The sequence below is a fragment of the Rhodoligotrophos sp. CJ14 genome (assembly GCF_038811545.1).
GTDB classification, from domain to species: Bacteria; Pseudomonadota; Alphaproteobacteria; order Rhizobiales; family Im1; genus Rhodoligotrophos; species Rhodoligotrophos ferricapiens.
On sequence record NZ_CP133319.1, the window covers coordinates 565691 to 590149 of the forward strand.

General features: G+C 62.3%; 23 protein-coding genes. 11 read left to right on the forward strand and 12 right to left on the reverse strand.

Annotated elements, in window-relative coordinates; all coding sequences use genetic code 11:
* Positions 1-16: 16 nt before the first annotated feature.
* A complete protein-coding gene (locus RCF49_RS02565; protein ID WP_342642483.1) occupies positions 17-268 on the reverse strand; it encodes a hypothetical protein in 252 nt (83 codons plus the stop codon).
* Here RCF49_RS02565 and RCF49_RS02570 point away from each other — a divergent pair.
* Together RCF49_RS02570 and RCF49_RS02575 are read left to right on the forward strand one after the other, a co-directional pair.
* Positions 267-725, forward strand: coding sequence for a GNAT family N-acetyltransferase (locus RCF49_RS02570; RefSeq protein WP_342642484.1), 459 nt, complete (start codon positions 267-269; stop codon positions 723-725). The genes RCF49_RS02565 and RCF49_RS02570 overlap by 2 nt on opposite strands.
* Positions 726-900: 175 nt before the next feature.
* Positions 901-2625, forward strand: a complete 1725-nt coding sequence (locus tag RCF49_RS02575; RefSeq protein ID WP_342642485.1) for a catalase — start codon at positions 901-903, stop codon at positions 2623-2625.
* A gap of 78 nt (positions 2626-2703) precedes the next feature.
* Here the strand turns inward: RCF49_RS02575 and RCF49_RS02580 are convergent, their stop codons facing one another.
* Positions 2704-3174, reverse strand: coding sequence for a GNAT family N-acetyltransferase (locus tag RCF49_RS02580; RefSeq protein WP_342642486.1), 471 nt, complete (start codon positions 3172-3174; stop codon positions 2704-2706).
* 192 nt (positions 3175-3366) lie between these two features.
* Here RCF49_RS02580 and RCF49_RS02585 point away from each other — a divergent pair, with 192 nt between their 5' ends.
* The 3 genes from RCF49_RS02585 to RCF49_RS02595 are packed head-to-tail and all read left to right on the forward strand — an operon-like array spanning position 3367 to position 5505.
* Positions 3367-3585: a hypothetical protein gene (locus RCF49_RS02585; protein WP_342642487.1), complete on the forward strand. Its 219-nt coding sequence runs from the start codon at positions 3367-3369 to the stop codon at positions 3583-3585.
* A 28-nt stretch (positions 3586-3613) separates the two neighbouring features.
* Positions 3614-4081 (forward strand): DUF2946 family protein, encoded by a 468-nt coding sequence (locus RCF49_RS02590; RefSeq protein ID WP_342642488.1) that lies wholly within the window; start codon positions 3614-3616, stop codon positions 4079-4081.
* 53 nt (positions 4082-4134) lie between these two features.
* Positions 4135-5505 carry a PepSY-associated TM helix domain-containing protein gene (locus tag RCF49_RS02595; RefSeq protein WP_342642489.1) on the forward strand — a complete coding sequence of 457 codons (1371 nt, stop codon included), beginning with the start codon at positions 4135-4137 and terminating at the stop codon, positions 5503-5505.
* Positions 5506-5545: 40 nt separating this feature from the next.
* Here the strand turns inward: RCF49_RS02595 and parE are convergent, their stop codons facing one another.
* The 5 genes from parE to RCF49_RS02620 form a co-directional block, all read right to left on the reverse strand.
* The gene (gene parE, locus RCF49_RS02600; RefSeq protein WP_342642490.1) at positions 5546-7711 is read right to left on the reverse strand and encodes a DNA topoisomerase IV subunit B; all 2166 of its coding nucleotides are present in this window, start codon (positions 7709-7711) and stop codon (positions 5546-5548) included.
* 44 nt (positions 7712-7755) lie between these two features.
* Positions 7756-8190, reverse strand: a complete 435-nt coding sequence (locus tag RCF49_RS02605; RefSeq protein ID WP_342642491.1) for a DUF2155 domain-containing protein — start codon at positions 8188-8190, stop codon at positions 7756-7758.
* A gap of 41 nt (positions 8191-8231) precedes the next feature.
* Complete coding sequence (locus RCF49_RS02610) at positions 8232-9002, reverse strand: methyltransferase domain-containing protein (protein WP_342642492.1); 771 nt, start codon at positions 9000-9002, stop codon at positions 8232-8234.
* Complete coding sequence (gene mlaD / locus RCF49_RS02615) at positions 8999-9568, reverse strand: outer membrane lipid asymmetry maintenance protein MlaD (protein WP_342642493.1); 570 nt, start codon at positions 9566-9568, stop codon at positions 8999-9001. The genes RCF49_RS02610 and mlaD overlap by 4 nt, the downstream gene beginning before the upstream one ends.
* Before the next feature lie 116 nt (positions 9569-9684).
* Complete coding sequence (locus RCF49_RS02620) at positions 9685-10068, reverse strand: NADH:ubiquinone oxidoreductase subunit NDUFA12 (RefSeq protein ID WP_342644107.1); 384 nt, start codon at positions 10066-10068, stop codon at positions 9685-9687.
* A 521-nt stretch (positions 10069-10589) separates the two neighbouring features.
* Here RCF49_RS02620 and RCF49_RS02625 point away from each other — a divergent pair.
* On the forward strand, positions 10590-14333 hold the full coding sequence (locus RCF49_RS02625; RefSeq protein WP_342642494.1) for a vitamin B12-dependent ribonucleotide reductase: 3744 nt from the start codon (positions 10590-10592) through the stop codon (positions 14331-14333).
* A gap of 61 nt (positions 14334-14394) precedes the next feature.
* Here RCF49_RS02625 and RCF49_RS02630 read toward each other — a convergent pair whose 3' ends face one another.
* Positions 14395-14814, reverse strand: coding sequence for a PaaI family thioesterase (locus RCF49_RS02630; RefSeq protein WP_342642495.1), 420 nt, complete (start codon positions 14812-14814; stop codon positions 14395-14397).
* A gap of 218 nt (positions 14815-15032) precedes the next feature.
* Between RCF49_RS02630 and RCF49_RS02635 the strand changes: the two genes are divergently transcribed.
* The 4 genes from RCF49_RS02635 (at position 15033) to RCF49_RS02650 (ending at position 18630) form a co-directional block, all read left to right on the forward strand.
* On the forward strand, positions 15033-15422 hold the full coding sequence (locus tag RCF49_RS02635) for a Zn-ribbon domain-containing OB-fold protein (protein WP_342642496.1): 390 nt from the start codon (positions 15033-15035) through the stop codon (positions 15420-15422).
* Positions 15419-16570, forward strand: coding sequence for a thiolase (locus RCF49_RS02640; RefSeq protein ID WP_342642497.1), 1152 nt, complete (start codon positions 15419-15421; stop codon positions 16568-16570). Before RCF49_RS02635 ends, RCF49_RS02640 begins: the two co-directional genes overlap by 4 nt.
* A gap of 76 nt (positions 16571-16646) precedes the next feature.
* Positions 16647-17531, forward strand: a complete 885-nt coding sequence (locus RCF49_RS02645; RefSeq protein ID WP_342642498.1) for a MaoC/PaaZ C-terminal domain-containing protein — start codon at positions 16647-16649, stop codon at positions 17529-17531.
* A 4-nt stretch (positions 17532-17535) separates the two neighbouring features.
* On the forward strand, positions 17536-18630 hold the full coding sequence (locus RCF49_RS02650; RefSeq protein WP_342642499.1) for an NAD-dependent epimerase/dehydratase family protein: 1095 nt from the start codon (positions 17536-17538) through the stop codon (positions 18628-18630).
* Here the strand turns inward: RCF49_RS02650 and RCF49_RS02655 are convergent.
* From RCF49_RS02655 to speD, 4 genes are all read right to left on the reverse strand, one after another.
* Positions 18627-19295: a ceramidase domain-containing protein gene (locus tag RCF49_RS02655; protein WP_342642500.1), complete on the reverse strand. Its 669-nt coding sequence runs from the start codon at positions 19293-19295 to the stop codon at positions 18627-18629. The two genes, RCF49_RS02650 and RCF49_RS02655, sit on opposite strands and share 4 nt — an antisense overlap.
* A gap of 143 nt (positions 19296-19438) precedes the next feature.
* Positions 19439-20176 carry a L,D-transpeptidase gene (locus tag RCF49_RS02660; RefSeq protein WP_342642501.1) on the reverse strand — a complete coding sequence of 246 codons (738 nt, stop codon included), beginning with the start codon at positions 20174-20176 and terminating at the stop codon, positions 19439-19441.
* A gap of 285 nt (positions 20177-20461) precedes the next feature.
* Positions 20462-21370, reverse strand: coding sequence for a polyamine aminopropyltransferase (gene speE / locus RCF49_RS02665; RefSeq protein ID WP_342642502.1), 909 nt, complete (start codon positions 21368-21370; stop codon positions 20462-20464).
* A gap of 153 nt (positions 21371-21523) precedes the next feature.
* On the reverse strand, positions 21524-22006 hold the full coding sequence (gene speD, locus RCF49_RS02670; RefSeq protein WP_342642503.1) for an adenosylmethionine decarboxylase: 483 nt from the start codon (positions 22004-22006) through the stop codon (positions 21524-21526).
* Between the two features lie 184 nt (positions 22007-22190).
* Here speD and RCF49_RS02675 point away from each other — a divergent pair, with 184 nt between their 5' ends.
* Positions 22191-24158, forward strand: coding sequence for an ABC-F family ATP-binding cassette domain-containing protein (locus RCF49_RS02675; RefSeq protein ID WP_342642504.1), 1968 nt, complete (start codon positions 22191-22193; stop codon positions 24156-24158).
* Positions 24159-24459: the final 301 nt, after the last annotated feature.

Genomic DNA, 24459 nt, shown 5'->3' on the forward strand with positions numbered 1-24459 from the left:
GCAGGGGGTGCAAGGCTCATTTTCGCCTATCCAGAACAAGCGGGCACTCTTCGGCGAGAATGAGTGCCTGGGTTACGGAAATCGGTTTCCCATAACCCTTCGCCCTCCTCTGTCGACGGTGATGCCCGGACGGCACAAGCTGCAACCGGAACAGCAAATGAGGCATGTGCCTGAACAGGCGCGCCTGTTTTCCCTTGTCCTTGCCCTCTTTGTCCTCGACGATGCCGACTGTGAACCCTTGCCCGATATACACCTGACCAACGCTCATGAATGGCATTCACATTCGCCGGGCGACATTCGAAGATCTCCCGGCCATTGTCGCCCTGCTCGCTGATGATCCGCTAGGGGCACAGCGCGAAGATGCGTCATTGCCGCTGGCTCAGTCCTATATCGCGGCCTTTCGCGCGATCGAAGCTGACCCCAATCAGCTCCTCGCCGTGGTCATTGAGCAGGATTGCGTGATCGGCACGCTGCAGCTCACCTTCATCCCGGGCATTGCCCGCAAAGGCGCATGGCGCGGCCAGATCGAGGCGGTCCGGGTTGCGAGCGACCGCCGCGATCGAGGTCTTGGCCGACAGATCTTCGCCTGGGCCATTGCCGAATGCGAAAAGCGCGGCTGCCGCCTTGTGCAGCTCACCACCGACCGCAGCCGCACCGACGCACACCGCTTTTATGACCAGCTCGGCTTTGAGCCGAGCCATATCGGCTATAAGCGCGCTTTGTGAACCGAAACTTTTCTCTTTTTTAACCCTGGCAAGCGCTGGCGGAACCAATTGCGGAGATCCGCGCTGATCCCAGACCAGCGGCCCTCTCGAGGACGGCGCTCGCCTGATGTATCGGTGAACGGCCCCACATACCGGTTGCTGGATGAGCATTCCCAGAAAGCACGGGAGAGAAGCCATGGCCAGAAATCCGACCGGACCAGGCGGCAAGGGCAATCCGGACAGCTCGCAACGCGTTTTGACTGACCGGCAGGGTCACCCGATCACCGACAACCAATCGCAGCGCACCGTGGGCAGTCGGGGGCCAGCCACGCTCGAGAACTATCATTTCTTGGAGAAGATCACCCATTTCGACCGTGAACGCATTCCAGAACGCGTGGTGCATGCGCGCGGCTTCGTCTGCTACGGCGAATTCGAGGCAACCGGCAAGATCGGCGATGAGCCCGCCTCGAAATATACACGCGCGAAGCTCTTCCAGGAGGCCGGGAAGAAAACCCCGCTTGCGATCCGCTTCTCCACCGTGATTGGCGGCCGCGATTCATCCGAGGTCGCCCGCGATCCGCGCGGCTTTGCTGTCAAGTTCTACACCGAGGACGGCAATTGGGATCTCGTCGGCAACAATCTCGCGATCTTCTTCATCCGCGATGCCATCAAATTCCCCGACGTGATCCACGCCCTGAAGCCCGATCCGATCACCTTCCGCCAGGAGCCGAACCGGATCTTCGACTTCATGAGCCAGACGCCCGAATCCATGCACATGCTGACCCATCTGTTCAGCCCGCGCGGCATTCCGGCGAGCTACCGGCACATGGAGGGCTTCGGCGTCAACACCTACAAGATGGTGAACGCGCAAGGCGAGACGGTGCTCGTGAAATATCATTGGCACCCCCGCTGCGGCATTGCGAGCCTCACCGCGGAAGAGGCGGCCAAGGTACAGGCCAAAGATTTGGGGTCGGCCTCAAAGGACCTCTATGAGGCAATCGAGCGGGGCGAGTATCCGCAATGGGATCTCTATATCCAGCTCATGGACGACCACGAGCATCCCGAGCTCGACTGGGATCCGCTCGATGACACCAAGATCTGGCCGGAGAAGGACTTCCCGCTGCGCCATGCGGGCGTGATGACCCTCAACCGCAATGTCGAGGATTTCTTCAACGAGAACGAGCAGATCGCTATGGGCACCGGCGTTTTGGTGGATGGGCTCGACTTCTCCGACGATAAGATGCTGGTGGGCCGCACCTTCTCCTATTCCGACACCCAGCGCTACCGGGTCGGGCCGAACTACCTCCAGCTGCCGGTGAACCAGGCCAAGAATGCGCCTGTGGCAACCAACCTGTCCGGCGGGCAGATGTCCTATCACCGCGATCTCGCACCGGGGCAGAATCCGCATGTGAATTACGAGCCCTCCGTGCATAGCGGACTGATGGAGTCCCAGCGCGACGCGGCCAACAATCCGCCCGAGATCAGCGGCCGGCTTACCCGCAGCGTGATCGAGCGGCGCAATGACTACAGCCACGCCCGTGGCCGCTACTGCACGATGATGGATTGGGAGCGCGACGATCTCGTGCTGAACATGGGCACCAATCTCAAGCAATGCGAGCGCGACGTGCAGGAGCGCATGCTGTGGCACCTGCTGCTCATCCACGATGACTACGGCAACCGCGTCGGCCAGATGCTCGGCATGAGCGCCGACGACATACGCCATCTTGGCCCTCTGCCCAAGCAGGTCTTGACGGACGACGACCAGCGCCGGCTGCAGAATCTGGGTCGAAATGGCGACAAGATCGATCCCACCATTTGGGGTCAGTGGACGAGCTCGGTCAAAAATCACAAGGCAACTGCCGAGGAGGTTCTCGCCGGCATGCGCGCAGGCCCGGCCATGGGCGAACAGGCGGCAGAGTAGACGGGAATCGACCCGGCACTATCGAGGAGGCGGCGACGAGATCGTCGTCTCCCGAAGCCAACTAAATGCCCGAATGGGCTACAAAGCCTTCTCGTAAAACAGGCTGAGAGCAATCTCTTTGGGTGCCATCTCCGCATAAGCCCCGAACGGTCCACAGGCACGGAACCCTGCCTGCTCGTAGAAGCGAATGGCCTCCGGTTGATGAATGCCGGTTTCCAGCCGCAACAGCTTGCTGCCCCTCATCCGTCCCTCATCCTCGAGCCGCTGCAGCAGCGATCGTGCGAACCCTCGGCCGCGTGCCCATACGCGCGAATACATGCGTTTAAGTTCCGCATAACCCTCATAGAAGGCAATGCCACCACAGGCGACAGGCTCCTTCCCGGCATAAGCGATAAAGAAGGCGACATGCGGCTCAAACAGCTCGTTAACCGCAAGCCCGTGTCGCTGCTCGGCTTCATAAAATTGCGAAAGATAGCAATCGAGCTCCCCGATGAGCATGCAGAGCTGCTCAGTAGGCTCGCACAGACGCCTGATCTCTATATGCTCCATGCCCTTCCCCCGGTTCCCGGTAAATTTTAGATCGCGCCTATGCGCCCAGCAACTTTGGGAACCAAGCGCCTCAGGCGCGATTGAGCTGGTGACGGGAGATCGACCATCGACGTTTGCTGCTAAGCCATGCTCCCCAGACCGATGGCCGATCCCCGTCGCCTTCCCCGAAAGCCAAGCCCGATGGAGATCACCATGGAGGATCACAGGCCAAGGCGCGGCCCCCCGGATCTCAGTGCCGCTGCCAGCGATCAGGATCCGCAAATCCGGGACCTCGCCGAGAAATACGGCATCTCGATTGACGAGGTCCAGCAGCTGATCGCCACTCTCGGGCATGACAGTACGGAGCTCGAGGCGGCGGCCAAGAAACTCGGGATCGAAGGCGAAGAAGGCTCACCCGACCGCGACCGTTAGCCATCAACCTGGCGGGCGGTCATATTCGATGCCTGATCGCCCCCTCGCACCATTCTGTCGCAGTGACTGCCATCAGCCGGCCTGCCATCACAGCGATATGCAGTGCTGGCGGGACATGTGCGGCCGTCCATCGCGAGGCGGACTATTCACCGCCGCTCTCGCCTACCTGCTGCTTATCCAGGGAATCATCGCGGCGCTCGCGCTCGGGCAGACAGCTCAGGCGGCCGCTCAGCAGCTCGTCATCTGTACTGTTGACAGCGCCAATGGTGGGCCGAACGGGCAAACGGACCACGGCCAGCTGCCCCATAACCCCTGTATCCTCCACTGCCAGCTGATCGGCGCGCTGCATCCCGCCCTACCCCTCGCCGCACAGCTGGTGGAGCCTGTCGCCCTCGATAATGGTCTGCGGCTCAAGCCCCAGGCTTCCGACCATCTGCCGCTGCCATTTCCCGCATGGCGCCCCGACGCGCGGGCACCGCCCAGCCTCTCCGTCTGACGTCACCCGGGCAAGATCCGCCCGGGCCCATCTGTCATACCCGGAGAACAGCAATGTCGAATTATGCTGCCGATGAGGCGCGCCCTGCCCGGGCTGTGCCAAGCGGTTCCGACCTCTATCGCGCTGTCTGGCGCTGGCATTTCTATGCGGGTCTTCTGGTCCTGCCATTCCTTGTGAGCTTGGCGGTGACCGGCGCCCTCTATCTCTTCCGCGACGGGATCGATGCGATCATCCATGCCGGCCTCAAGACGGTGGCAGTGCCGGCAGAGGCGAAGGCCCTGTCCGCTTCTCATCTCATCGAGGCGGCACTTAGTGCCCATCCTGGAACGGTCGTGAAATTCACCACGCCCGCAACACGCACCGCCTCTGCGGAAGTCACCATTGCAGCCGAGGATGGGGCAAGGCTTGCCGTCTATGTCGATCCCTATAGCGGACGCGTCCTCGGCACCCTGCCCGACCGGGGCACCATCATGTGGACCATCCGCCAGCTCCATAGCCTAGAATTTTTCGGCCCCATCGGCCGGGGGCTGATCGAGCTTGCCGGAGGATGGTCGATCCTTCTCGTTGCAACCGGCCTTTACCTCTGGTGGCCGCGCTCGGGTTCACGAGCATTCGCCTTGCGAGGCGCGCCCCGCCATCGGCTGTTCTGGCGCGATCTCCACGCGGTGCTCGGCTTCTCGGTTGCAGGCTTCATCCTGTTCCTCGCCATCACCGGCATGCCCTGGTCAATCCTCTGGGGCGCCAAGGTCAATGAATGGGCCAATGGCAGCAATTTCGGCTATCCCGCTGGCGTCCGCGTCGCGGTACCCATGTCGGGCGAGCATCTCCATCACCTAGCGCCGACCAGCTGGTCGCTCGAACAGGCGCAAATGCCGAGCTCCACGAGCTCCGCAGGCGCAGACCGGCCCATCACCTTGGACGACGCCATGGTGATCTTCGCCCGCCTCGACCTGGCACCCGGTTTCACCGTCAACCTGCCGACGAGCCCGACAGGCGTCTACACCGCATCCGTATATCCCGACGACCTCTCGCAGCAGCGTGTCGTCCATCTCGACCAATATACGGGCGAGCCGCTGATCGATATGAGCTTTGCCGATTACGGGCCGCTCGGCAAAGCCCTCGAATGGGGCATCAATGTCCATATGGGCCAGGAATTCGGGCGCGCCAATCAGGTGATCCTGGCCCTGGTCTGTCTCGGGATCATAGCACTCGCGCTCTCGGCCGCTGTCATGTGGTGGAAGCGCAGGCCCCATGGCAGCCTCGGCATTCCGCCCGATCCTGCCGATCCCCGGGTTTTTCGAGGCGTGCTGCTGTGCCTGGCCATCGGCGGGATCATCTTCCCGCTCGTCGGCCTATCCCTGCTGGTGATCGGACTGCTCGATTGGCTCGGGACACGCGTCTGGCGCCGGGCAACTCCCGCCTGAGTTGCGCGGGTCAGCGGGAGGGCGAGCCTTCTCTCCCCGGTCAGACGTCGAGCTCCTCCGTATCGACGAACGCGGCATTCTCGGTAATGAACCGGAAGCGCTCTTCCGGCTTGTTGCCCATCAGCTGCTCGACCCTGAGGCGAGTCTCGTCATCCTGCTGATCGATGAGCCGCACCTGCAAAAGGGTGCGGTTCTTCGGATCCATGGTGGTCTCTTTGAGCTGGGCAGGCATCATTTCGCCTAATCCCTTGAAGCGCGAGACTTCGATCTTGCCGCGCCCCTTGAATTCCTTGGCGATCAGCTCGTCCTTATGGGCATCGTCCCGCGCATAGATCGTCTTTGCACCCTGCGCGATGCGATAGAGCGGCGGCACGGCGAGATAGAGATGGCCGTTCTCGATGAGCTTCGGCATCTCGCGGAAGAAGAAGGTGATCAGCAGCGACGCGATATGGGCACCGTCAACATCCGCATCCGTCATGATGATGACCTTGTCATAGCGCAGATCATCATCGCGATAGCGGCTGCCGGTTCCACAGCCGAGCGCCTGCACCAGATCCGAGAGCTGCTGGTTCTGCGCGAGCTTGTCCCGCGTCGCAGAGGCCACGTTCAGGATCTTGCCGCGCAGGGGCAGCACCGCTTGCGTTTTGCGATCGCGCGCCTGCTTGGCGGAGCCGCCGGCCGAATCACCCTCCACAATGAACAGCTCGGCGCCTTGTGCCGCGTTCTGCTGGCAATCGGCAAGCTTGCCCGGCAGGCGCAGCTTGCGCACCGCCGTCTTGCGTTGCACCTCGCGCTCCTGGCGGCGGCGCATACGCTCCTCGGCGCGATCCACCACCCAGTCGAGCAGGCGATTGGCCTGGGCGGGATGGCCGGTGAGCCAGTGGTCGAAATGATCCTTGAGCGTCTGATCGACGATGCGGCCCGCTTCCGGCGAGGCAAGCTTCTCCTTTGTCTGCCCCTGAAATTCCGGCTCGCGGATGAAGACCGAGAGCAGCACCCCGCATGAGGCCATCACGTCATCCGAGATGAGGTCCTTGGCGCGTTTATTGCCGGTGAGCTCCGCATAGGCCTTGAGTGACCGCGTGAGCGCCGACTTCATGCCGTTCTCGTGAGTACCGCCCTCGCTGGTCGGCACCGTGTTGCAGTAGGAGCTCACGAAGCCGTCGCCCGCAAACCAGCCGATGGCCCATTCGACCGACCCATGCCCCTCGGGCTTGGTGACCTTGCCGGCGAAGATCTCCTCGGTTACCCGCTCCCGCCCCTCGAGCTGCGCCTCGAGAAAATCCCTCAATCCTCCTGGGAAGCGCAGCACTGCCTTTGCCGGTGTCTCGTCATTGGCGCTGAGATGTGCTTCCGCGCAGGACCAGCGCACCTCGACCCCGCCAAACAGATAGGCCTTGGCCCGCGCCATGCGGAACAGGCGCGCGGGCTTGAACTTGCAATTGGCCCCGAAAATCTCCGGGTCCGGACGGAACCGCACCTTGGTCCCGCGGCGATTGTTGACGCGGCCCAGATGCTCGACCGGGCCAAGAGCGTGGCCGCGCTGAAAGACCTGCCGGTAAAGCTCCTGTCCCCGCGCCACCTCGACCTCGAGATGGTCCGAGAGCGCGTTCACCACCGAAACGCCGACACCATGCAGGCCGCCCGAGGTCGCATAGACCTTGCTGTCGAACTTGCCGCCCGCATGCAGCGTGGTGAGGATGACCTCGAGCGCCGACTTGTTCGGAAATTTCGGATGGGGATCAACCGGAATGCCGCGGCCATTGTCGATCACGGTCAGGAAGCCATCGGCCTCATAGCTGACCTCGATGAAGGTCGCATGCCCCGCGATCGCCTCGTCCATCGAGTTGTCGATCACCTCGGCGAAGAGGTGATGCAGCGCCTTCTCGTCTGTCCCGCCAATATACATGCCGGGCCGGCGGCGAACAGGCTCGAGCCCCTCGAGCACCTCGATATCGGCCGCCGTATAGGCTTGGTCTAGAGTGGCGCCCGCGCGCGCCTGACTGGCCGCAGCAGCCCCGGCCGTCGCCGCTTTGCGCCTGTTCTCCGATGGCGGCACCGGCTCGAGCGTGACCGGAGGCAATGGCGCGATCCCGGGCGCATCCGATGCCCCTTCGTCCTTGCCCGGCCTCTGCGTGCGCCTGCGTGCCTGATTGCCCTTGAGATGGGCGTCGAGCCGCCCGAACAGGTCGTCTATCTCAGACATGGCCTGATATTGTCCTGGTTCTGGTCGCTATTCCGCCCATTCGCTCAATCGGTATCCTGTGGAATATCCTCCGGTGCCACCTCCGGTGCCGGGCCTTGATCCGGCGCGGCTTCCGGCGCTTTGTTCGGGTCGGTACAGCTGGTAAGCCAGATGTCGAACACCGGATGCTCCAACGCATTGAGCGCCGGGCTCTCAGCAAACATCCAACCGGTAAAGATCCGCTTTTTCGAGCCGTCCTCCTCGATCTCGTCGATCTCGACGAAGGTCGAGGTTTTGGGCTCTTCCGTTGCCGGGCGGGAATAGCAAACCTTAGGGGTTACCTCGATTTGGCCGAAGCGCTTGGTGGTGTTGATCGGAACCTGCAAGGTCGTGATGGTCGCCGTGATCTTGTCGAGCCCGGAAAAGACCGCCACCGGATTGGAGATCGTCTCGGCCTGAGCGCGTGCAGGGCTTGTAAGCACCAAACCAAGTGCCAGCACGCGGCATCCAACCATCAATCGACCTTGTCCTCGCATCCCCATCACTTCAGCAGGGCCTCGACACGAATTCGCATATAGTCCGCCGTCCAGTGACCGGATTGATCGCGCAGCGTGGGCGACAGCAGTTCCACCACATCGGCGACCGCAGCCTCCGCCTCCTCGCCGAATTGGGTGAAGAACGGCTTGCGAAACACCATCAGCCAGGCGGCCATGCCGGTCTTGAGCGGCGTGGGCCGTGCGAAGAGGCCGATCCGCTTGACCTCGAACCCGTGCGCCTCCAGCATCGCGCCATATTCATCCGGCGTCGGAAAAAACCATGGACCCGCTAGCGCCACATCACCGCCGCGCATGCGTGCCACCGCCCGCATCGCCGTAATGATCGCCGCCACATTGGTATGGCCGCCAAATTCGGCAACGAAGCGGCCGCCCGGCTTGAGTGCCTGCGCGACACCGGCAAGCACCTGCTCCGGCCTGGTCATCCAATGCAGGGCTGCATTCGAGAAGACGGCATCGAACTCCTGACGAAAGCTGAGGGCCTCTCCATCCATGACCCGCGCATCGACGCCAAGCTTGAGCGCCGCCGCCACCATCTCCGGGCTGCTATCGACCCCAACCACATCAACGCCGGCCTGCTTGAGCGCCGCCGTGATCACGCCATCCCCGCAGCCGAGATCGAGGATCCGCTCGCCGGGTGTTGCCGCAAGCCACTCCAGCACCGCGCTGGCATGGTCCGCGACGAAACGGCCATGGGCGGCATAAGTCCCCGGATTCCAGGTCTGCGCACGCGCCTTGGTGGGATCGGCCGCCGTCATTGCCCCGTTCCGGGCTGAGCATTGTCACCGCCAAGTCCAGGCAGCGCGTCAGCCTTGGGCGCCCCCTGCTGCGGCTCGTCCGCCGGCGCTCCGGTGCCTGGCGTGCTGGCATCCGGAGTGCTGCTGCCCCCGCTCGGCTTTGCGAATGAACTGACGATGCTCCACAAGTCGAGTGCCGGCTGGGTATATTGGAACTGCTCGCCATCCTGCATGAAGGTTTCCGACCCGCCCGGCTCGATCGCCACATAGCTTGCCCCGAGCAAGCCTTCGGACGTGATCTTGGCCGTGGAGTCATTCGGGATCTTGACATCCGAATTGATGGCGAGCGTCAGCACCGCCTCATAGACATCGTCCAATCCCTGGCCTGTGACGCTTCCCACCTTCACGCCTGAGATCCGCACATCGGATCCGGTGCTGACCCCGCCCAGATTATTGAACGAGGCCTTGAGGTGGTACCCTCCCGATATCCCGCCGACCCCGGTCGTGGTATAGATGAAGAATAGGAACGCGGCCGCGATCAGGATGACGATCGCGCCCGTCAGGGTCTCCACAGCATTTTGCTTCATAGAGGAAAACCTCGAGCTTTCATTGGGCGCTGGGCGAAAACCCGCCGACGCGGCTGACCCCCTCGATTCGCCTCAGGCCTTATACGTATAGCATCAGTTGGCCCGCCGGGTCCCTGTCACTCGGGCGTCCAGGGCTCGTAATCCGGCCTCGCCACGAGGCGCGGCTCTGGATTGGCGAGGCTGCCATGAGGAAGATAGCGCGGCGCAATCCCCGTCATATTGGGTGAATGGGGCTTTTCCCAAGGCTTCGGCACGTATTTTTCCTGGCTCGGCGCCACATCCGTGCGATGGGCAAGCCAGCCGTGCCAGCCCGGCGGTATCGCCGAAGCCTCCGCCACGCCGTTATAGACCACCCAGCGCCGGTCGCCGTTGCGCTCGCGATAATACTTGTTGCCGAACAGATCCTCGCCCACGAACTCGCCGTGGCGAGAAATCAACAATTTGGTGCCCAGCGTCTGCCCGTTCCACCAGGTGAAGAATTGCAGCAGAAACGTCTTCAGGCTCATAATGTATCCGGCTCCGGATCCCTGCGCCATCGAGGCGCCCAATCAGTCAGCACCGACTTATGACGCAACAGCCGTGATCAGTCCACCCCGCCTGGAATCTGCACCCTGTGGAGAGCGCTCCACCCGCCCCGCCCGCGCCTTGAGAATCGGCTCATCCCGGCCTGTGCGCAAACTGTTAACAAATCGTTTAATTCGCTAGATATTGTGTCGAAGGACACACTGAGCACAATTCCTTGTCATTTTCTCTCTCTGCTCAGTTGACGCCCCACCCGCCCATTGGCATGATCTAGCTCCAATGAGAGAGTCGTCTGGGCCGTGCTGCGGCACTGTGCGGCGGAGGGGCAAGCGGGCGATTTCGGGGCAATTTGGGGAGGCATGACGCGGCTCGGCGAGGGTCGCGCTATGGCTCTGTTGTCCCTGCCTGCAGAGCTCTCCGGCGCGTAAGTTGAGACGCGGCGGCCCAAGCGGGAATGCGACTCTCTCTTCCTTGTTTTGAGCCACTGGGGGACCGACCGATGCGCATCGAGCGCCGCTACACCGCCGCCGGAACGACACCTTTTGCCGGAATCGAGTTCCGCAGCGCCATCAGCGAGATTCGCAATCCCGACGGCTCCACCGTCTTCAAGCTCGACGACATCGAGGTCCCCGCCTCCTGGAGCCAGGTGGCCTGCGATATCCTCGCGCAGAAATATTTCCGTAAAGCTGGCGTGCCCGCGCGGCTGAAGCGAATCGAGGAAGAGACCGTGCCCTCCTGGCTCTGGCGCTCGGTGCCTGATGAGGAGGCACTTGCGGCTCTGCCCGAGAGAGAGCGCTACGGCTCCGAGCGCTCTGTGAAGCAGGTCTGTCACAGGCTTGCGGGCACCTGGACCTATTGGGGCTGGAAGGGCGGCTATTTCGACACCGAGGAAGACGCGCGCGCCTTCTATGATGAGCTGTGCTTCATGCTGGTGACGCAGAAATGCGCGCCCAACAGCCCGCAATGGTTCAACACTGGCCTGCACTGGGCCTATGGCATCGATGGTCCCTCCCAAGGCCATTTCTATGTGGACCCGGACACGGGCAAGCTCGTGAAGTCGAAATCCGCTTACGAGCATCCCCAGCCTCATGCCTGCTTCATCCAGTCGGTCGAGGACGACTTGGTGAATGAAGGCGGCATCATGGATTTGTGGGTGCGCGAGGCGCGCCTGTTCAAATACGGCTCGGGTACCGGCTCCAATTTCTCGCGCATTCGCGGGGAGAACGAGCCCTTGTCCGGTGGCGGCAAGTCCTCCGGTCTCATGAGCTTCCTCAAGATCGGCGATCGCGCGGCCGGTGCCATCAAGTCCGGTGGCACCACCCGTCGCGCCGCCAAGATGGTGGTGGTCGACATCGATCACCCCGATATCGAGGACTATATCGACTGGAAGGTGAAGGAGGAGCAGAAGGTCGCGGCCTTGGTGGCGGGCTCGCGCACCATGAAGCAGCACCTCACCGCCGTTCTCAAGGCCTGCCTCAACTGCGAGGGCTCGGGTGATGACTGCTTCGACATCGCCAAGAACCCGGCCCTGAAGCGCGCGGCCAAGGCGGCCCGCCGGGCTCATGTTCCTGAAGCCTATATCCGCCGGGTGATCGAGACCGCCCGTCAGGGGCAGGATACGATTGACTTCGATGTTTACGACACCGATTGGGATTCCGAGGCCTATCGCACCGTCTCCGGGCAGAATTCCAACAATTCGGTGCGCGTGACCGATGAATTCCTGAACGCGGTTCTCGCTGATGGTGATTGGGCGCTCAACTGGCGCACGAAGAAGGGCGTGGCAAAGACCCTCAAGGCCCGCGCGCTCTGGGACAAGATCGGGCATGCCGCCTGGGCATGCGCCGACCCGGGCATTCAGTTCCACACCACCATCAATGATTGGCACACCTGCCCTGAGAGCGGGCCGATCGTCGCATCCAATCCGTGCTCGGAATACATGTTCCTGGACGACACCGCCTGCAATCTCGCGTCCCTGAACCTGCTTCAGTTCCGTAATCGAGAGACCGGCGCCTTCGAGATTGAGCTGTTCGAGCATGCAACGAGGCTTTGGACCATCGTGCTCGAGATCTCTGTCATGATGGCCCAGTTCCCCTCGCGCGAGATCGCTCGGCTCTCATACGAGTACCGCACCCTCGGCCTCGGCTTTGCCAATATCGGCGGCCTGCTGATGACCTCAGGTATTGCTTACGACTCCGATGAAGCCCGCTCCCTGTGCGGCGCCATCTCCGCGGTCATGACCGGCATTGCCTATGCGACCTCGGCCGAGATGGCCGCTGAGCTCGGCGCCTTCCCGGGCTTTGCCAAGAACCGCGAGGCAATGCTGCGGGTGATGCGCAATCATCGCACTGCCGCCTATGGCCGGGACACCGGCTATGAGAACCTGAACACCGCGCCGGTGCCGCTCGACCAGGAATCCTGCCCGGACAGCGCGCTGATCGCCCATGCCAAGGCCGCCTGGGACCGCGCCCTCGAGCTCGGCGAGCGTCATGGCTACAGGAACGCGCAGGCAACCGTCATCGCGCCAACCGGCACGATCGGCCTGGTGATGGATTGCGACACCACCGGCATCGAGCCCGACTTCGCCCTGGTGAAGTTCAAGAAGCTCGCCGGTGGCGGCTATTTCAAGATCATCAACCAGGCGGTGCCGGAAGCTCTGCGCACCCTTGGCTACCGGCCTGAGCAGATCAAGGGCATGGTCGATTATGCCGTGGGCCATGGCACCCTGAAGGGTGCGCCCGGCATCAACCATCAGAGCCTGAAGGCCAAGGGCTTCACCGATGCGGTGATCGAGAAGATCGAGCAGGGCCTGGCCACCGCCTTCGATGTTAAGTTCGCCTTCAACAAATGGAGCCTGGGCGAGGCCTTCTGCCGCGAGGTGCTGAAGCTCACCGACGAGCAGCTGAACGACATCAATTTCGACATGCTCGCGAGCCTCGGCTTCTCCAAGCGCGACATCGAGGCGGCGAACACCTTCTGCTGCGGCGCCATGACCCTCGAAGGCGCCCCGCACCTTCTGGCCGAGCATTTGCCCGTGTTCGACTGCGCCAATCCATGCGGGCGCATCGGCAAGCGCTGCCTCTCCGTTGAAAGCCACATCCGCATGATGGCGGCCGCCCAGCCCTTCATCTCCGGCGCGATCTCCAAGACCATCAACATGCCGAATGAGGCAACCGTCGAGGACGCCAAGGAGGCTTATATGCTGTCCTGGCGGCTGGCGCTGAAGGCCAATGCCCTCTATCGCGACGGCTCGAAGCTCTCCCAGCCTCTGTCGGCCCAGCTGATCGCCGATGACGAGGACGATCTCGACGACTTCCTCGAGCAGCCTCAGGCGCAGCGCGTCGAGCGTGTGGTTGAGCGCATCGTCGAGAAGATCGTCGAGGTGCAGAGCCGGCAGAAGCTGCCCCATCGCCGCAAGGGCTATACGCAGAAGGCGCTGGTCGGCGGGCACAAGGTCTATCTGCGCACCGGCGAATATGAGGATGGCCGCCTGGGCGAGATCTTCATCGACATGCACAAGGAGGGCGCAGCCTTCCGGGCGATGATGAACAATTTCGCCATCGCCGTATCTCTTGGCCTGCAATATGGCGTGCCGCTCGAGGAATATGTTGAGGCCTTCACCTTCACCCGCTTCGAGCCGGCCGGTCTCGTGCAGGGCAATGAGGCGATCAAGAACGCAACCTCGATCCTCGACTATGTCTTCCGCGAGCTGGCCGTCTCCTATCTCGGCCGCAACGATCTGGCCCATGTGGACCCGTCCGATATCGGCTTCGATGCCCTGGGCAAGGGCGATGCCGAGGGCAAGGCGCCCGACGGCGATGCTGATGGCGAGGCAGCGCGCCTGCCCGCTGCTGTGCCTGCCGCCAAATATCTCTCAACCGGCTATATCCGCCAGAAGGTCTCCGGCAATGTCGTGGTGATGACCAAGGCGGCGGCAAGCTCCACCGTCTCAGCCAAGCCCATCCAGTCGCATCGTGAGACCGCCTATGCCGATGCGGGTGCCAACAGCACCAATCTCTCCAGCAGCCTGAGCACGCTTGCTTACGAGAGCCACGGCGCAACCGCCCTGCACGGCTTCTCCGACGCACCGGCGCAGCCGATCATGGATGATCTCTCCCGCCGTGCGGAAGCCCGCATGAAAGGCTATGAGGGCGAGGCCTGCGGCGAATGCGGCAACTTCACCATGGTGCGCAACGGCACTTGCCTCAAATGCGACACCTGCGGCTCGACCAGCGGCTGTAGCTGAGCCGCGCCCGTCATCAAGACACGACGAGAGACCCGCGCTTCGAATGGAGCCGCGCGGGCCTCTACTCCCCCAAAATTTTCCAGATCCCCTTCGCGCTGGCGATGACCCGCTCGCCCACCAGCAGCTGTCCTTCGAGGAACACGAGCGAGCGCGTTCGGCGGACAACCCGGGTCTTCGTCTCGATGAACTCGCCAGCCACAGCCGGCCCGATGAAATGGGTATCGAGCTGAATGGTGGCCTGCGGCAGCCCGCCGGTCGTCTCCCGCGATGTGAGCCCAAGCGCCTGATCCGCGAAGGTCATCAGCATGCCGCCATGGACAACGCCGCGCCGATTGAGATGGTGCGGCTCGACCGTAATCCCGAAACTGATCTGCTCGCCGCTCCCGCGCTGCCAGAGCGGCCCCACCAGCACCATGAATCCAGGTTCGTCATCGCGGATGACCCAGCCCTGCTTCGCCGGATCGAAGCCACCATCACTCATTCGATTTCCCCTCGGATGTCGCGCAGGCGAGTATCACCCGCGATCGCTCAGATGCAACCCTGCGGGAGATTGGCTGCGCTATTGGTGCCGCCTCCGCGCCCGGTGATCTCGCCGCAAGCCCAATCTTTTGCATAACTTGCTCGAATGAATGGCCAATCCGCCTCTGAAGCGGGCATAGTCCTCTGACCAGTGATTTGAAAAGGACAAGAACACGCGTCATGAGCACCGATTCCCGATTTGATGGTCCAGGGCCCGATGAGGTCTGGCAGACGGCACTTGCGGAAGGACGCTTCCTTCTCCAGCACTGCCGCTCCTGCAAGGCGGTGCGCTTTCCGCCCGCCATGGTCTGCGGCACCTGTGGCTCATCCGAGCTTGAATGGCGCGAGGCCTCGGGCCTGGGCGAGGTCTATTCCACCACCACGGTCCGCGAGCGCGACGGCGCTTATAACGTCTCGCTCATCAACCTGGCCGAGGGCGGCCGCATGATGAGCAAGGTCGAGGGCATCTCACCCGATGCCGTTCGCATCGGCATGGCCGTGAAGGCGCGGATCATCGCGCAGCCCGACCCCATGATCGTGTTCGAGGCAGCCGAGGGAGGCGCATCGTGACCCATCCGCTTCGCGGCCGCGCGGCCATCGTTGGCATCGGCAACACCAAGCGCTGGAATGCACCGGGCCGCTCGGCCTTCGATCAATTGCAGGAAGCAGTGATCCTGGCGCTCGAGGATTGCGGCCTCACCCTCAAGGATGTGGATGGCCTCTTCTGCGCCATGTCATCCTACGGCTTTCCCGTGCTCAACACCGCCGAGCGGCTTGGCCTTTCCCTGCGCTATGCGGATGGCACCATGGTCGGCGGCGCATCCTTCCTGTTCCACATCCAGAGCGCCGTGAATGCGCTTGATAGTGGCCTCTGCGATGTCGCCCTCATCTGCTACGGCTCGAACCAGCTGAGCGCTGGCGGCCGGCTCGTCTCGATGGCCGACCCGCAGCCCTATGAGGCGCCCTACAAGCCGCGCTATCCCATTTCGAGCTACGCGCTTGCAGCCGCCCGCCATATGCATGACTTCGGCACGACCCGCGAGAACCTGGCCGATGTGGCACTTGCTGCCCGCGCCTGGGCCAATCTCAATCCGGATGCCTTCGCCCGCGGACCCCTCACCCGCGACGAGCTCCTGTCATCCCGCATGGTGAGCGATCCGATCTCACGCGCCGATTGCTGCCTGGTGACCGATGGCGGCGGCGCACTGGTGCTCACCCGCGCCGACCGCGCCCGCGATCTCCCGAAGCCGCCGGCCTATATTCTGGGCACCGGCACTGCAGTCAGCCATCGCCAGATCATGGCCATGCCTGATCTGACCACCACCGCTGCCGCCCAATCCGGCCAGAGAGCCTATGCCATGGCGGGGCTTGGCCCCTCCGATATCGACCATGTCATGGTCTATGATGCCTTCACCATCACGACGCTCCTGTTCCTCGAAGATCTCGGCTTCTGCCCCAAGGGGGAAGGCGGCCCCTTCATTTCTAGTGGCGCCATCGCACCCGGCGGCAGCTTGCCCGTGAACACCAATGGCGGAGGGCTCTCCTGCAATCACCCCGGCATGTACGGCCTGTTCACGGTGATCGAGGCGGTCGAGCAGCTTCGCGGCAATTGCGGCGAGCGTCAGGTCCAAGGCGCCGAGGTTGCGCTCGCCCATGGCAATGGCGGCGTGCTCTCGAGCCAGGCGACCGCCATTCTCGGCACGCAAGCAACCCTTTGAAAAGGGGGCGCCTTCGGCCAATCGCTCACCACACTTGAGCACTCGACCGACATCTTCTCCTGGGACCTCTTGTAACATGGCCCTTGATCCTCAAAAACTCTTCGCACTCGAAATCCCCGAGGCGCGCCAGACCTATGGCTGGCGTGACTGCATTCTCTATGCACTGGGCACCGGCTATGGGATGGATCCTCAGGATGAGCGCCAGCTGTGCTTTGTCGATGAGACGAAGCTCAAACCTGTCCCCACCATGGCCAATATCCTGGCCGATCCCGGCCTGTGGATGCGCGACCTCGACACCGGCATCGACTGGGTCAGAATGCTGCATGGCGAGCAATCGTTGCGCCTGCACCGGCCGCTTCCCCCCGAGGGCGAGGTCGTCGGACGCACGCGCCTCGTCGATATCGTGGACAAGGGTGCCGGCAAGGGCGCGCTGATCCATGCCGAGCGGGTGATCAGCGAGATCGGAACTGGTGAGGTGATCGCGACGATCCTGCAGACCATTTTTTGCCGGGGCGATGGCGGCTTCGGCGGCAAGAGTGAGAGCAAGCGCCTGCCTCACCCCATCCCTGAGCGACCGGCGGATCTCTCGATCTCTCTGCCCACCAGCCCGCAAGCGGCGCTGATCTACCGTTTGTCCGGCGACCTCAACCCGCTGCATTCCGATCCGGCTGTTGCGAGAGAGGCAGGCTTTGACCAGCCCATTCTGCACGGACTTGCAACCCATGGTGTCGCGGGCCACGGGCTCATGGCTGCCCTGTGTGATGATCAGCCCGAGCGCGTGCGGCTTGTGCAGGGCCGCTTCTCATCCCCGGTCTATCCCGGCGAGACCATCACCATCGACATCTGGCGCGAGGGGCAGGGCCGAGCAGCTTTCGCCGCCCGCGTTGCCGAGCGCGGCGTCATGGTGATCAACAATGGCCTGTTCGAGTATGAGCCCGCGCCAACTGGCCAGGGGGGCTAAGCCCATGGCCGCGAAACGCGTGCTGATCGCCGGCGCGACCGGCGTCATCGGTCAGGCGGCCCTTGCACATTTCGCCAGCAGCGATGACTGGGAGGTCATCGCCCTCTCCCGGCGTCGGCCGGACATCGCCGGTCACTTCCGCCATGTCTCTGTCGATCTCGGAAACGCGGAGGCCTGCCGCTCGGCCCTGCACGACCTGCCGGAGATCAGCCACCTCATCTATGCCGCGCTCTATGAGAAGCCGGGCCTCGTCCAAGGCTGGCGGGACAAGGAGCAGATGGCAACAAACCTTGCGATGCTTCAAAATCTGATCACCCCGCTGGTGGCAAAATCAGGCGCGCTCCGCCATGTGAGCCTTCTCCAGGGCACCAAGGCCTATGGCGCGCATATCCATCGCATCGCGGTCCCTGCCCGTGAGCGCTGGCCGCGCGATCCCCACGAGAATTTCTATTGGCTCCAGGAGGATTACCTGCGCGAGGCATCCGCCCGGCATGGCTTCGACATGACCATTTTCCGCCCTCAGGTGGTCTTCGGCGAGGCGATCGGCGTTGCCATGAACCTCATCCCGGTGATCGGGGCTTATGCTGCGATCTGCCGGGAGGAAGGCCTCCCCTTCTCCTATTCCGGCGGCCCCGCCTATGTGCTCGAAGCCATTGATGCCCGGCTCCTGGCGCGGGCGCTTGCCTGGGCCGCGGAGGCACCTACCGCCCGCAACGAGACCTTCAACATTACCAATGGCGATGTCTTCGTCTGGCAGAATGTCTGGCCGGCGATCGCCGATGAACTCGGCGTCGAGATCGGCCCTGATACACCCTTCTCCATGGCCGAGTTCTTGTCGGGAAAGCAAGCCACATGGGAGCGGATCACCGCAAAATATGGCCTGAAGCCGATCCCCCTCCCTGCCTTGCTCGGCCAATCCCATCACTATGCGGATTTCACCTTCGCCTATGGCGCGAAGAACCGGCCGCCGCCGGCCCTCGTGAGCACTATCAAGATCCGCAAGGCCGGATTTGCCGATTGCATCGATACCGAAGACATGTTCCGCGAGCTGTTCCGCAGCCTCGCGGCAAGGCGCATCCTGCCGCCCACCCACAGCTAAACTCCAGGCGCCTCCCTCCTGCCGAAACGGACCCCTGCCTCGAGCAGGAGGAAGAGCATGATCCCGTTGAGCACGTGCCAGAAATAATGCACGCCGATGGGCAGCAATGAGCAGATCGCATTATCGATGGTCCGGAACGTGAGCGAGAACAGGAAGATGCCGGCTGCCCCCGCAAGCCATGGGCCGGCGGGATGGTTGCGCACCATGAGCAGTGATCCCACCCCTAACAGGGCGATGAAGACCGGTAGATAGTTGCCCGACCCGTTCATGAATTCAGGCGGCAAGCTCTGCCCGAACACCCAGGATGCAAAATAGAAGGCGGCTGTCACCATGAGCGCCGCAAGCCAGTTCAGGCCCAGGAAGCGCCGCATCGCATAAAGAAAGAACGCGACGATGAACAGCGTGATCGGCACCACATCCGCAAGCACGGACCAGCGTGTTGCCGCCACATGGAAAATTGTGGACCCTGCGCCGATCACGATCACAAGCGTAATGAGCAGCCACAGGAACAGGTCGCCCCGGGCGCGGCTGCTCGCCAAGGCATGTCGCGCCGCGATGAAGGCGGCGAGGAAAAAAGCGATGTTGGAGATGGCGTTGAGCGGCTCGGCCAGCAGGTCCGAACCTATGCGCTCGCAATAAAGATCAACCGGTGCGGACCAGCCCATGAAGGCTCAGCTCCGCAACCGGTTGAGACTGTGAGCGCCAGGCGTGTGACCGATGGTGGACGCATTGTCTCGGCCATCGTCACACCCTGACGCAGATCCTTTCAATGCCATGTCACAGCGTTCGGTCGCTTCCTTGCGCGTCCTTAGTGGTAGACATAGACACGCGCGCCGATCTTCACCTTGTTGTAAAGGTCAATCACATCCTCGTTCATCAGCCGGATGCAGCCGGAGGACATGGCCCGGCCAATGCTGTTCGGATCATTGGTGCCATGAATCCGATAAAGGGTTGAGCCGATATAGAGCGCGCGGGCGCCAAGCGGATTATTGGGGCCGCCGGCCATGGTCACCGGCAATCCGGGCTGACGCTTGCGCATTTCGGCGGGAGGTGTCCAGCGGGGCCACTCCGCCTTGCGCGAAACCTTGTGCACACCCGACCATTGGAAGCCTTGGCGGCCGACACCGACCGCATAGCGGATGGCCTTGCCATTGGCGAGCACGTAATAGAGCGCCCGCTCACCGGTCTCTATGACGATCGAGCCCGGCTTCTTATTCGTGCTGTATTCGACGATACGCCGTGTGGCGGTGCTCTGCCGCACAGCGTTTTCACGGTTGAGCCTGGTTTGGCTGCGATTCACCCGGTTTTGACGATAGGCCCGGTTCTGGCGATAGATGCGGTTCCGCCGGGCATAGCTATCCTCGTCGTTATAGCCGCCAAATGGCCTATAGTATGGACTGGCGGGGGGTTGACTGAATCCTTGAAACAATTGGCTCAACGTGACGTAGCCGTTATTCGGCTGCTGCGCCTCGGCCCTTGGGGAATTCAGAGAAGCTCCCGCCAAAACCACACAGAATATTGCGCCGATAAGGGATGTGCGTTGCATGTTTACCCCGTGTTGCCCCGGCGACCCGACCTGTCGACCGCGCCGCCTCTGGTGGTGAAATGGGACACCCTACGCAGTCAGTGCACTAGCGAAGTTTATCCTCAACGATGGCCCATCCAATCGGAAATTAGCAAAGACTCCGTTGATACATGATCTGGACAGCCAGATACTACAGAATTTCACTGTTTTTTGATTTCAAAAGGATTGAAAATGTACCGGGTGCTCGCGCAAGCGTCGCGGCAACATCATCTCAACTCACTGTCACAGACGGGAAAGAGGCGGCTCTCAGCCGCCCCGGCCGCCCCTGCCTTTGGTAACGATGTCAGCAATAAACCTGGGCAGGGCGAAGGCTGCGTGATGGAGCTCCGGCGTATAGTATCGCGTCTCGATCTGGGCATCCGCAAAGCGCTTGCCGACCGTTTCGACGGAAACGCTGCGCAATCCAGGATTATCCGTGCCCCAGCCCAGCGCCATGAAACCGCCCACATAGGTGGGCACCGCCGCAAGGAAGCAGGTCGCATCCGCAAAAATCGATGAGAAGAACCGGATGGTCTGCTCGAGCTCCGCGGCCTGGAAAAACGGCACGCCATTCTGTGTGACCACGACGCCGCCCGGCTTCAGAATCCGCCGGCAATCCCGATAAAACCCTTCCGTGAACAAAACTTCGCCGGGCCCGATCGGATCGGTCGAATCCACGACGATGAGGTCATAGCGCTGGTCGGTCTCCGCCACGAAGTCGCGGCCATCGCGGATGACCAGCTCAAAGCGGGGATCATCGAAGGCGCCACGACTCACCTCGGGCAGATGGGTTTTCGAGAAATCAACGACACCTTGATCGATCTCGACCATGGTGAGGCGCCGAACCCCCTCATGCTTGAACACCTCGCCCGCGATGCCGCCGTCGCCGCCCCCGATCACGAGCACGTCCTGCACGGCTCCATGTGCCAGGATCGGCACGTGGCTCAGCATCTCATGATAGATGAACTCGTCCGACGTGGTGAGCTGGGTGACGCCGTCGAGCATCATCACCTTGCCGAACCGGCCACCATCGAAAATCACCAGATGCTGATGGTCGATCCGCGCATCGAACAGGACCTTCCGGCTCCGATAGGCCGTACGCAGATCATGATGCAGCGTTTCCGTGTACCAGGTTTCGGTCTGGCCGGCGGTGGCGGGTTTCTCGGCGGATGACACGGGTCGAAACTCCTGCTCCTGTGATCGATGCGGCCTGGGTATAAGCAACCCGATCCATGGAGACAAGTTCACGGCGGCCAAAATAAAGAGGCTGTGGGCTTATCGCACACAGCCTCATGATCTCGTGAGCACCGCCTTTGGCAGCCGCTGGGGCTAGGCCCCTTCGCCGCGCAACAGCTCGGTCACATTGAGGCGCTGCGGCTTGAACGCCGCGCGCAGAACCTCCACGCAGCGCTCCGGCTCCGAATCGCCACACATGAACACATCGAGTGCCGCATAGCCGCGCTCGGGCCATGTATGGATCGAGATATGGCTCTCAGCCAGCACAGCAACCCCGCTCACGCCACTATTGGGTGTGAAATGGTGCAAATGCATGTGCAAGAGCGTGGCACCGGCTTCGGCGACGCATCTTCTCAGCGTTTTATCGATCAGATCGATATCATCTATGCCTTCCGCACCCAAAAGATCGATGATCAGATGCGTGCCGGCGCAATCGACGCCGTTCTTTTGAATAAAATGATCCTTCCGATCGTCGGCCTCCATTGAAGCCGGACGAGCGATGGTGTGGTCTTCCTTTTGGGCGGTGCTTGGAGCCTCCAAGTCCATCCCCACTTGGAAGAGGGTATTGTCAGTCATAGGGCCCTCCCCAACCAGCAGATGAAACCCAGGGGATCTGGATGTGCGCGGCATATACCGTTCCGGTGCGTCATAATCAAGGCCATCACAAACCAATCGCCATCTTTATTTCCGGTATGCACCAACTTCGTGAGGATAGTCTAACGTCCTTGACCTTACGCATGGTTTCCCTAATGAGGACGCCATGTTGCACATCAACGGGATCAGCTACCGCATAAACGGCCGCCTGCTGCTTGAGGATGCAAGCTGCGCCATTCTGCCCGGTCACAAAGTCGGGTTGATTGGCCGCAACGGCGCGGGCAAGTCAACGATTCTCAAGCTGCTGACCGGCGCCCTCCAGCCGGAATCAGGCACGATCACCGTCCCCAGGGATGCCCGCATCGGTCAGGTCGCCCAGGAGGCGCCGGGCGGTCCGGAGAGCCTCATCTCCGTCGTGCTCGCCGCCGATACCGAGCGGACGGCGCTGCTCGCCGAGGCAGAGCACGCAACCGACCCCATGCGGATTGCCGAGATCCAGCTCCGCCTGACCGACATAGATGCCCATTCGGCCCCGGCGCGGGCGGCCACCATACTGGCCGGCCTGGGCTTTCCCGAGGAAGACCAGCAGCGTCCTTGCGCCGATTTCTCCGGCGGCTGGCGCATGCGCGTGGCGCTGGCAGCCGTCCTCTTCTCGCGCCCCGACATTTTGCTCTTGGACGAGCCCACCAACTATCTCGATCTGGAAGGCACTCTCTGGCTGCAGAACTTCCTCAAGACCTATCCGGCTACCGTCCTGATCGTGAGCCATGACCGCGATCTCCTGAATGCGGTTCCCGACGAGATTCTACTCCTCGAGGGCCGAAAGCTCACGCTCTATACCGGCAATTATGACCGCTTCGAGCGCCTGCGCCGCGAGGAGCAATCCCGTCAGCTCAAGCTGAAGAAGCGCCAGGATGAGGAGCGCCGGCGCATCCAGGCCTTTGTCGATCGCTTCCGCTACAAGGCCTCGAAAGCGCGCCAGGCACAGAGCCGCCTGAAGATGCTCGAACGCATGGATCCCGTGGCGGCGGTGGTCGAGCAGCATGTCGCGCCCTTTCATTTTCCGCCCCTCGCGCGCCCGCTCGATCCGCCTCTCATCCGCATCGAGAAGGGCGCCGTGGGCTACGAGCCGGGCAAGCCGATCCTGCGGAACCTCGATTTGCGGATCGATCCCGATGACCGGATCGCCCTGCTCGGCGCCAATGGCAATGGCAAATCCACCTTCGTGAAGCTCATCGCGGGCAAGCTTGGTCTCGACAGCGGCGAGATGCGCCATAACAATCGCATGAAGGTCGGCTATTTCGCGCAGCATCAGGTCGAGGCGCTCGACCTCGATGCCACCCCCTTTGCTTACATCACCCGCCTCATGCCCGATGCGACGATCGCCCAGCGCCGGGCCCGGCTCGGATCCTTCGGCTTCGGTGCGGAACTCGCGGATAACCGCATCGCGACCCTGTCGGGCGGCGAGAAGGCGCGGCTCACATTGATGCTCGCAACCTTCAATGGGCCCCATGTTCTCCTGCTGGACGAGCCCACCAACCATCTCGATATCGACAGCCGCGCCGCCCTGGCGAGCGCGCTCAACGATTATGAGGGGGCAGTCATTCTCATCAGCCATGACCGCTATCTCATAGAGGCTTGCGTCGACCGCCTGTGGCTGGTGGCCGATGGCACGGTGACCCCCTATGACGGTGATCTCGATGACTACGCCAAGCTGATTCTCGAGCGGGCACGCGCCGCCCGGCGCGAGAAACGCCAGCAGATCGAGGAGGATGGGGGCGAATCCTCAGAAATCGAATCCGCTGAGACCATCGCGGCAACCGCCTCGACAGAACCTCAGCTCACCGCCCAGGACCGGCGCCGGCTCGCCGCCGAGCTGCGCGCCAAGCTCACCCCCTTTCGCCGCCGCATCGAGGCCGCCGAGAAGCGGGTGGAGCGTTTCGAAAAGCGCATCGCCTCCATCGAGGCGGAGCTTGCCGACCCCGCGCTCTATGCCAAGGACAATGCCGCCGCCAACCGCTTGATCCAAGAGCGGGCCGGCCTCATCAAAGAGCTGAAGCAGGCAGAAGAAGAATGGCTTGACGCCACAAGCGCCCTTGAGGACGCAGAACAACGGTTTACGCGAACGGCGTAGCCACTCTAAGGCCGCCGCCCGCATGGCCTGACCTCTGATCAGGCCAGACCGCCTTGGCGCGGATCCCTGTCAACAGCTGGGGCGGACTGGTTCTTCCAGCAATCATTTCCGCGCTGTTGCAATGATGCCAGACCAAATGGCCTTTGTGCAACATCATCAGCAAACCTAGCGGATGCCTAAAGATTTACCTCGCGGAAAGAACCGGAATTAATTCGGCGTAAACCAACTTGTCCTAATCTCTCCCAAGTAATATCGACCGTTTCGTCCCATATTACCTCTGCCAAGCTTTGGCTAGCAGAGT

Coding starts and splice junctions, on each gene's coding strand:
- RCF49_RS02610 (WP_342642492.1), bottom strand. CDS start 9,002: ATGACGGCGGCCGATCCCACCAAGGCGCGTGCGCAGACCTGGAATCCG.
- RCF49_RS02655 (WP_342642500.1), bottom strand. CDS start 19,295: ATGGGCTGGTCCGCACCGGTTGATCTTTATTGCGAGCGCATAGGTTCG.
- RCF49_RS02585 (WP_342642487.1), top strand. CDS start 3,367: ATGGAGGATCACAGGCCAAGGCGCGGCCCCCCGGATCTCAGTGCCGCT.
- RCF49_RS02625 (WP_342642494.1), top strand. CDS start 10,590: ATGCGCATCGAGCGCCGCTACACCGCCGCCGGAACGACACCTTTTGCC.
- RCF49_RS02675 (WP_342642504.1), top strand. CDS start 22,191: ATGTTGCACATCAACGGGATCAGCTACCGCATAAACGGCCGCCTGCTG.
- RCF49_RS02565 (WP_342642483.1), bottom strand. CDS start 268: ATGAGCGTTGGTCAGGTGTATATCGGGCAAGGGTTCACAGTCGGCATC.
- parE (WP_342642490.1), bottom strand. CDS start 7,711: ATGTCTGAGATAGACGACCTGTTCGGGCGGCTCGACGCCCATCTCAAG.
- RCF49_RS02635 (WP_342642496.1), top strand. CDS start 15,033: ATGAGCACCGATTCCCGATTTGATGGTCCAGGGCCCGATGAGGTCTGG.
- RCF49_RS02575 (WP_342642485.1), top strand. CDS start 901: ATGGCCAGAAATCCGACCGGACCAGGCGGCAAGGGCAATCCGGACAGC.
- RCF49_RS02630 (WP_342642495.1), bottom strand. CDS start 14,814: ATGAGTGATGGTGGCTTCGATCCGGCGAAGCAGGGCTGGGTCATCCGC.
- RCF49_RS02650 (WP_342642499.1), top strand. CDS start 17,536: ATGGCCGCGAAACGCGTGCTGATCGCCGGCGCGACCGGCGTCATCGGT.
- RCF49_RS02595 (WP_342642489.1), top strand. CDS start 4,135: ATGTCGAATTATGCTGCCGATGAGGCGCGCCCTGCCCGGGCTGTGCCA.
- RCF49_RS02580 (WP_342642486.1), bottom strand. CDS start 3,174: ATGGAGCATATAGAGATCAGGCGTCTGTGCGAGCCTACTGAGCAGCTC.
- RCF49_RS02645 (WP_342642498.1), top strand. CDS start 16,647: ATGGCCCTTGATCCTCAAAAACTCTTCGCACTCGAAATCCCCGAGGCG.
- RCF49_RS02660 (WP_342642501.1), bottom strand. CDS start 20,176: ATGCAACGCACATCCCTTATCGGCGCAATATTCTGTGTGGTTTTGGCG.
- RCF49_RS02590 (WP_342642488.1), top strand. CDS start 3,614: ATGCCTGATCGCCCCCTCGCACCATTCTGTCGCAGTGACTGCCATCAG.
- RCF49_RS02570 (WP_342642484.1), top strand. CDS start 267: ATGAATGGCATTCACATTCGCCGGGCGACATTCGAAGATCTCCCGGCC.
- speD (WP_342642503.1), bottom strand. CDS start 22,006: ATGACTGACAATACCCTCTTCCAAGTGGGGATGGACTTGGAGGCTCCA.
- mlaD (WP_342642493.1), bottom strand. CDS start 9,568: ATGAAGCAAAATGCTGTGGAGACCCTGACGGGCGCGATCGTCATCCTG.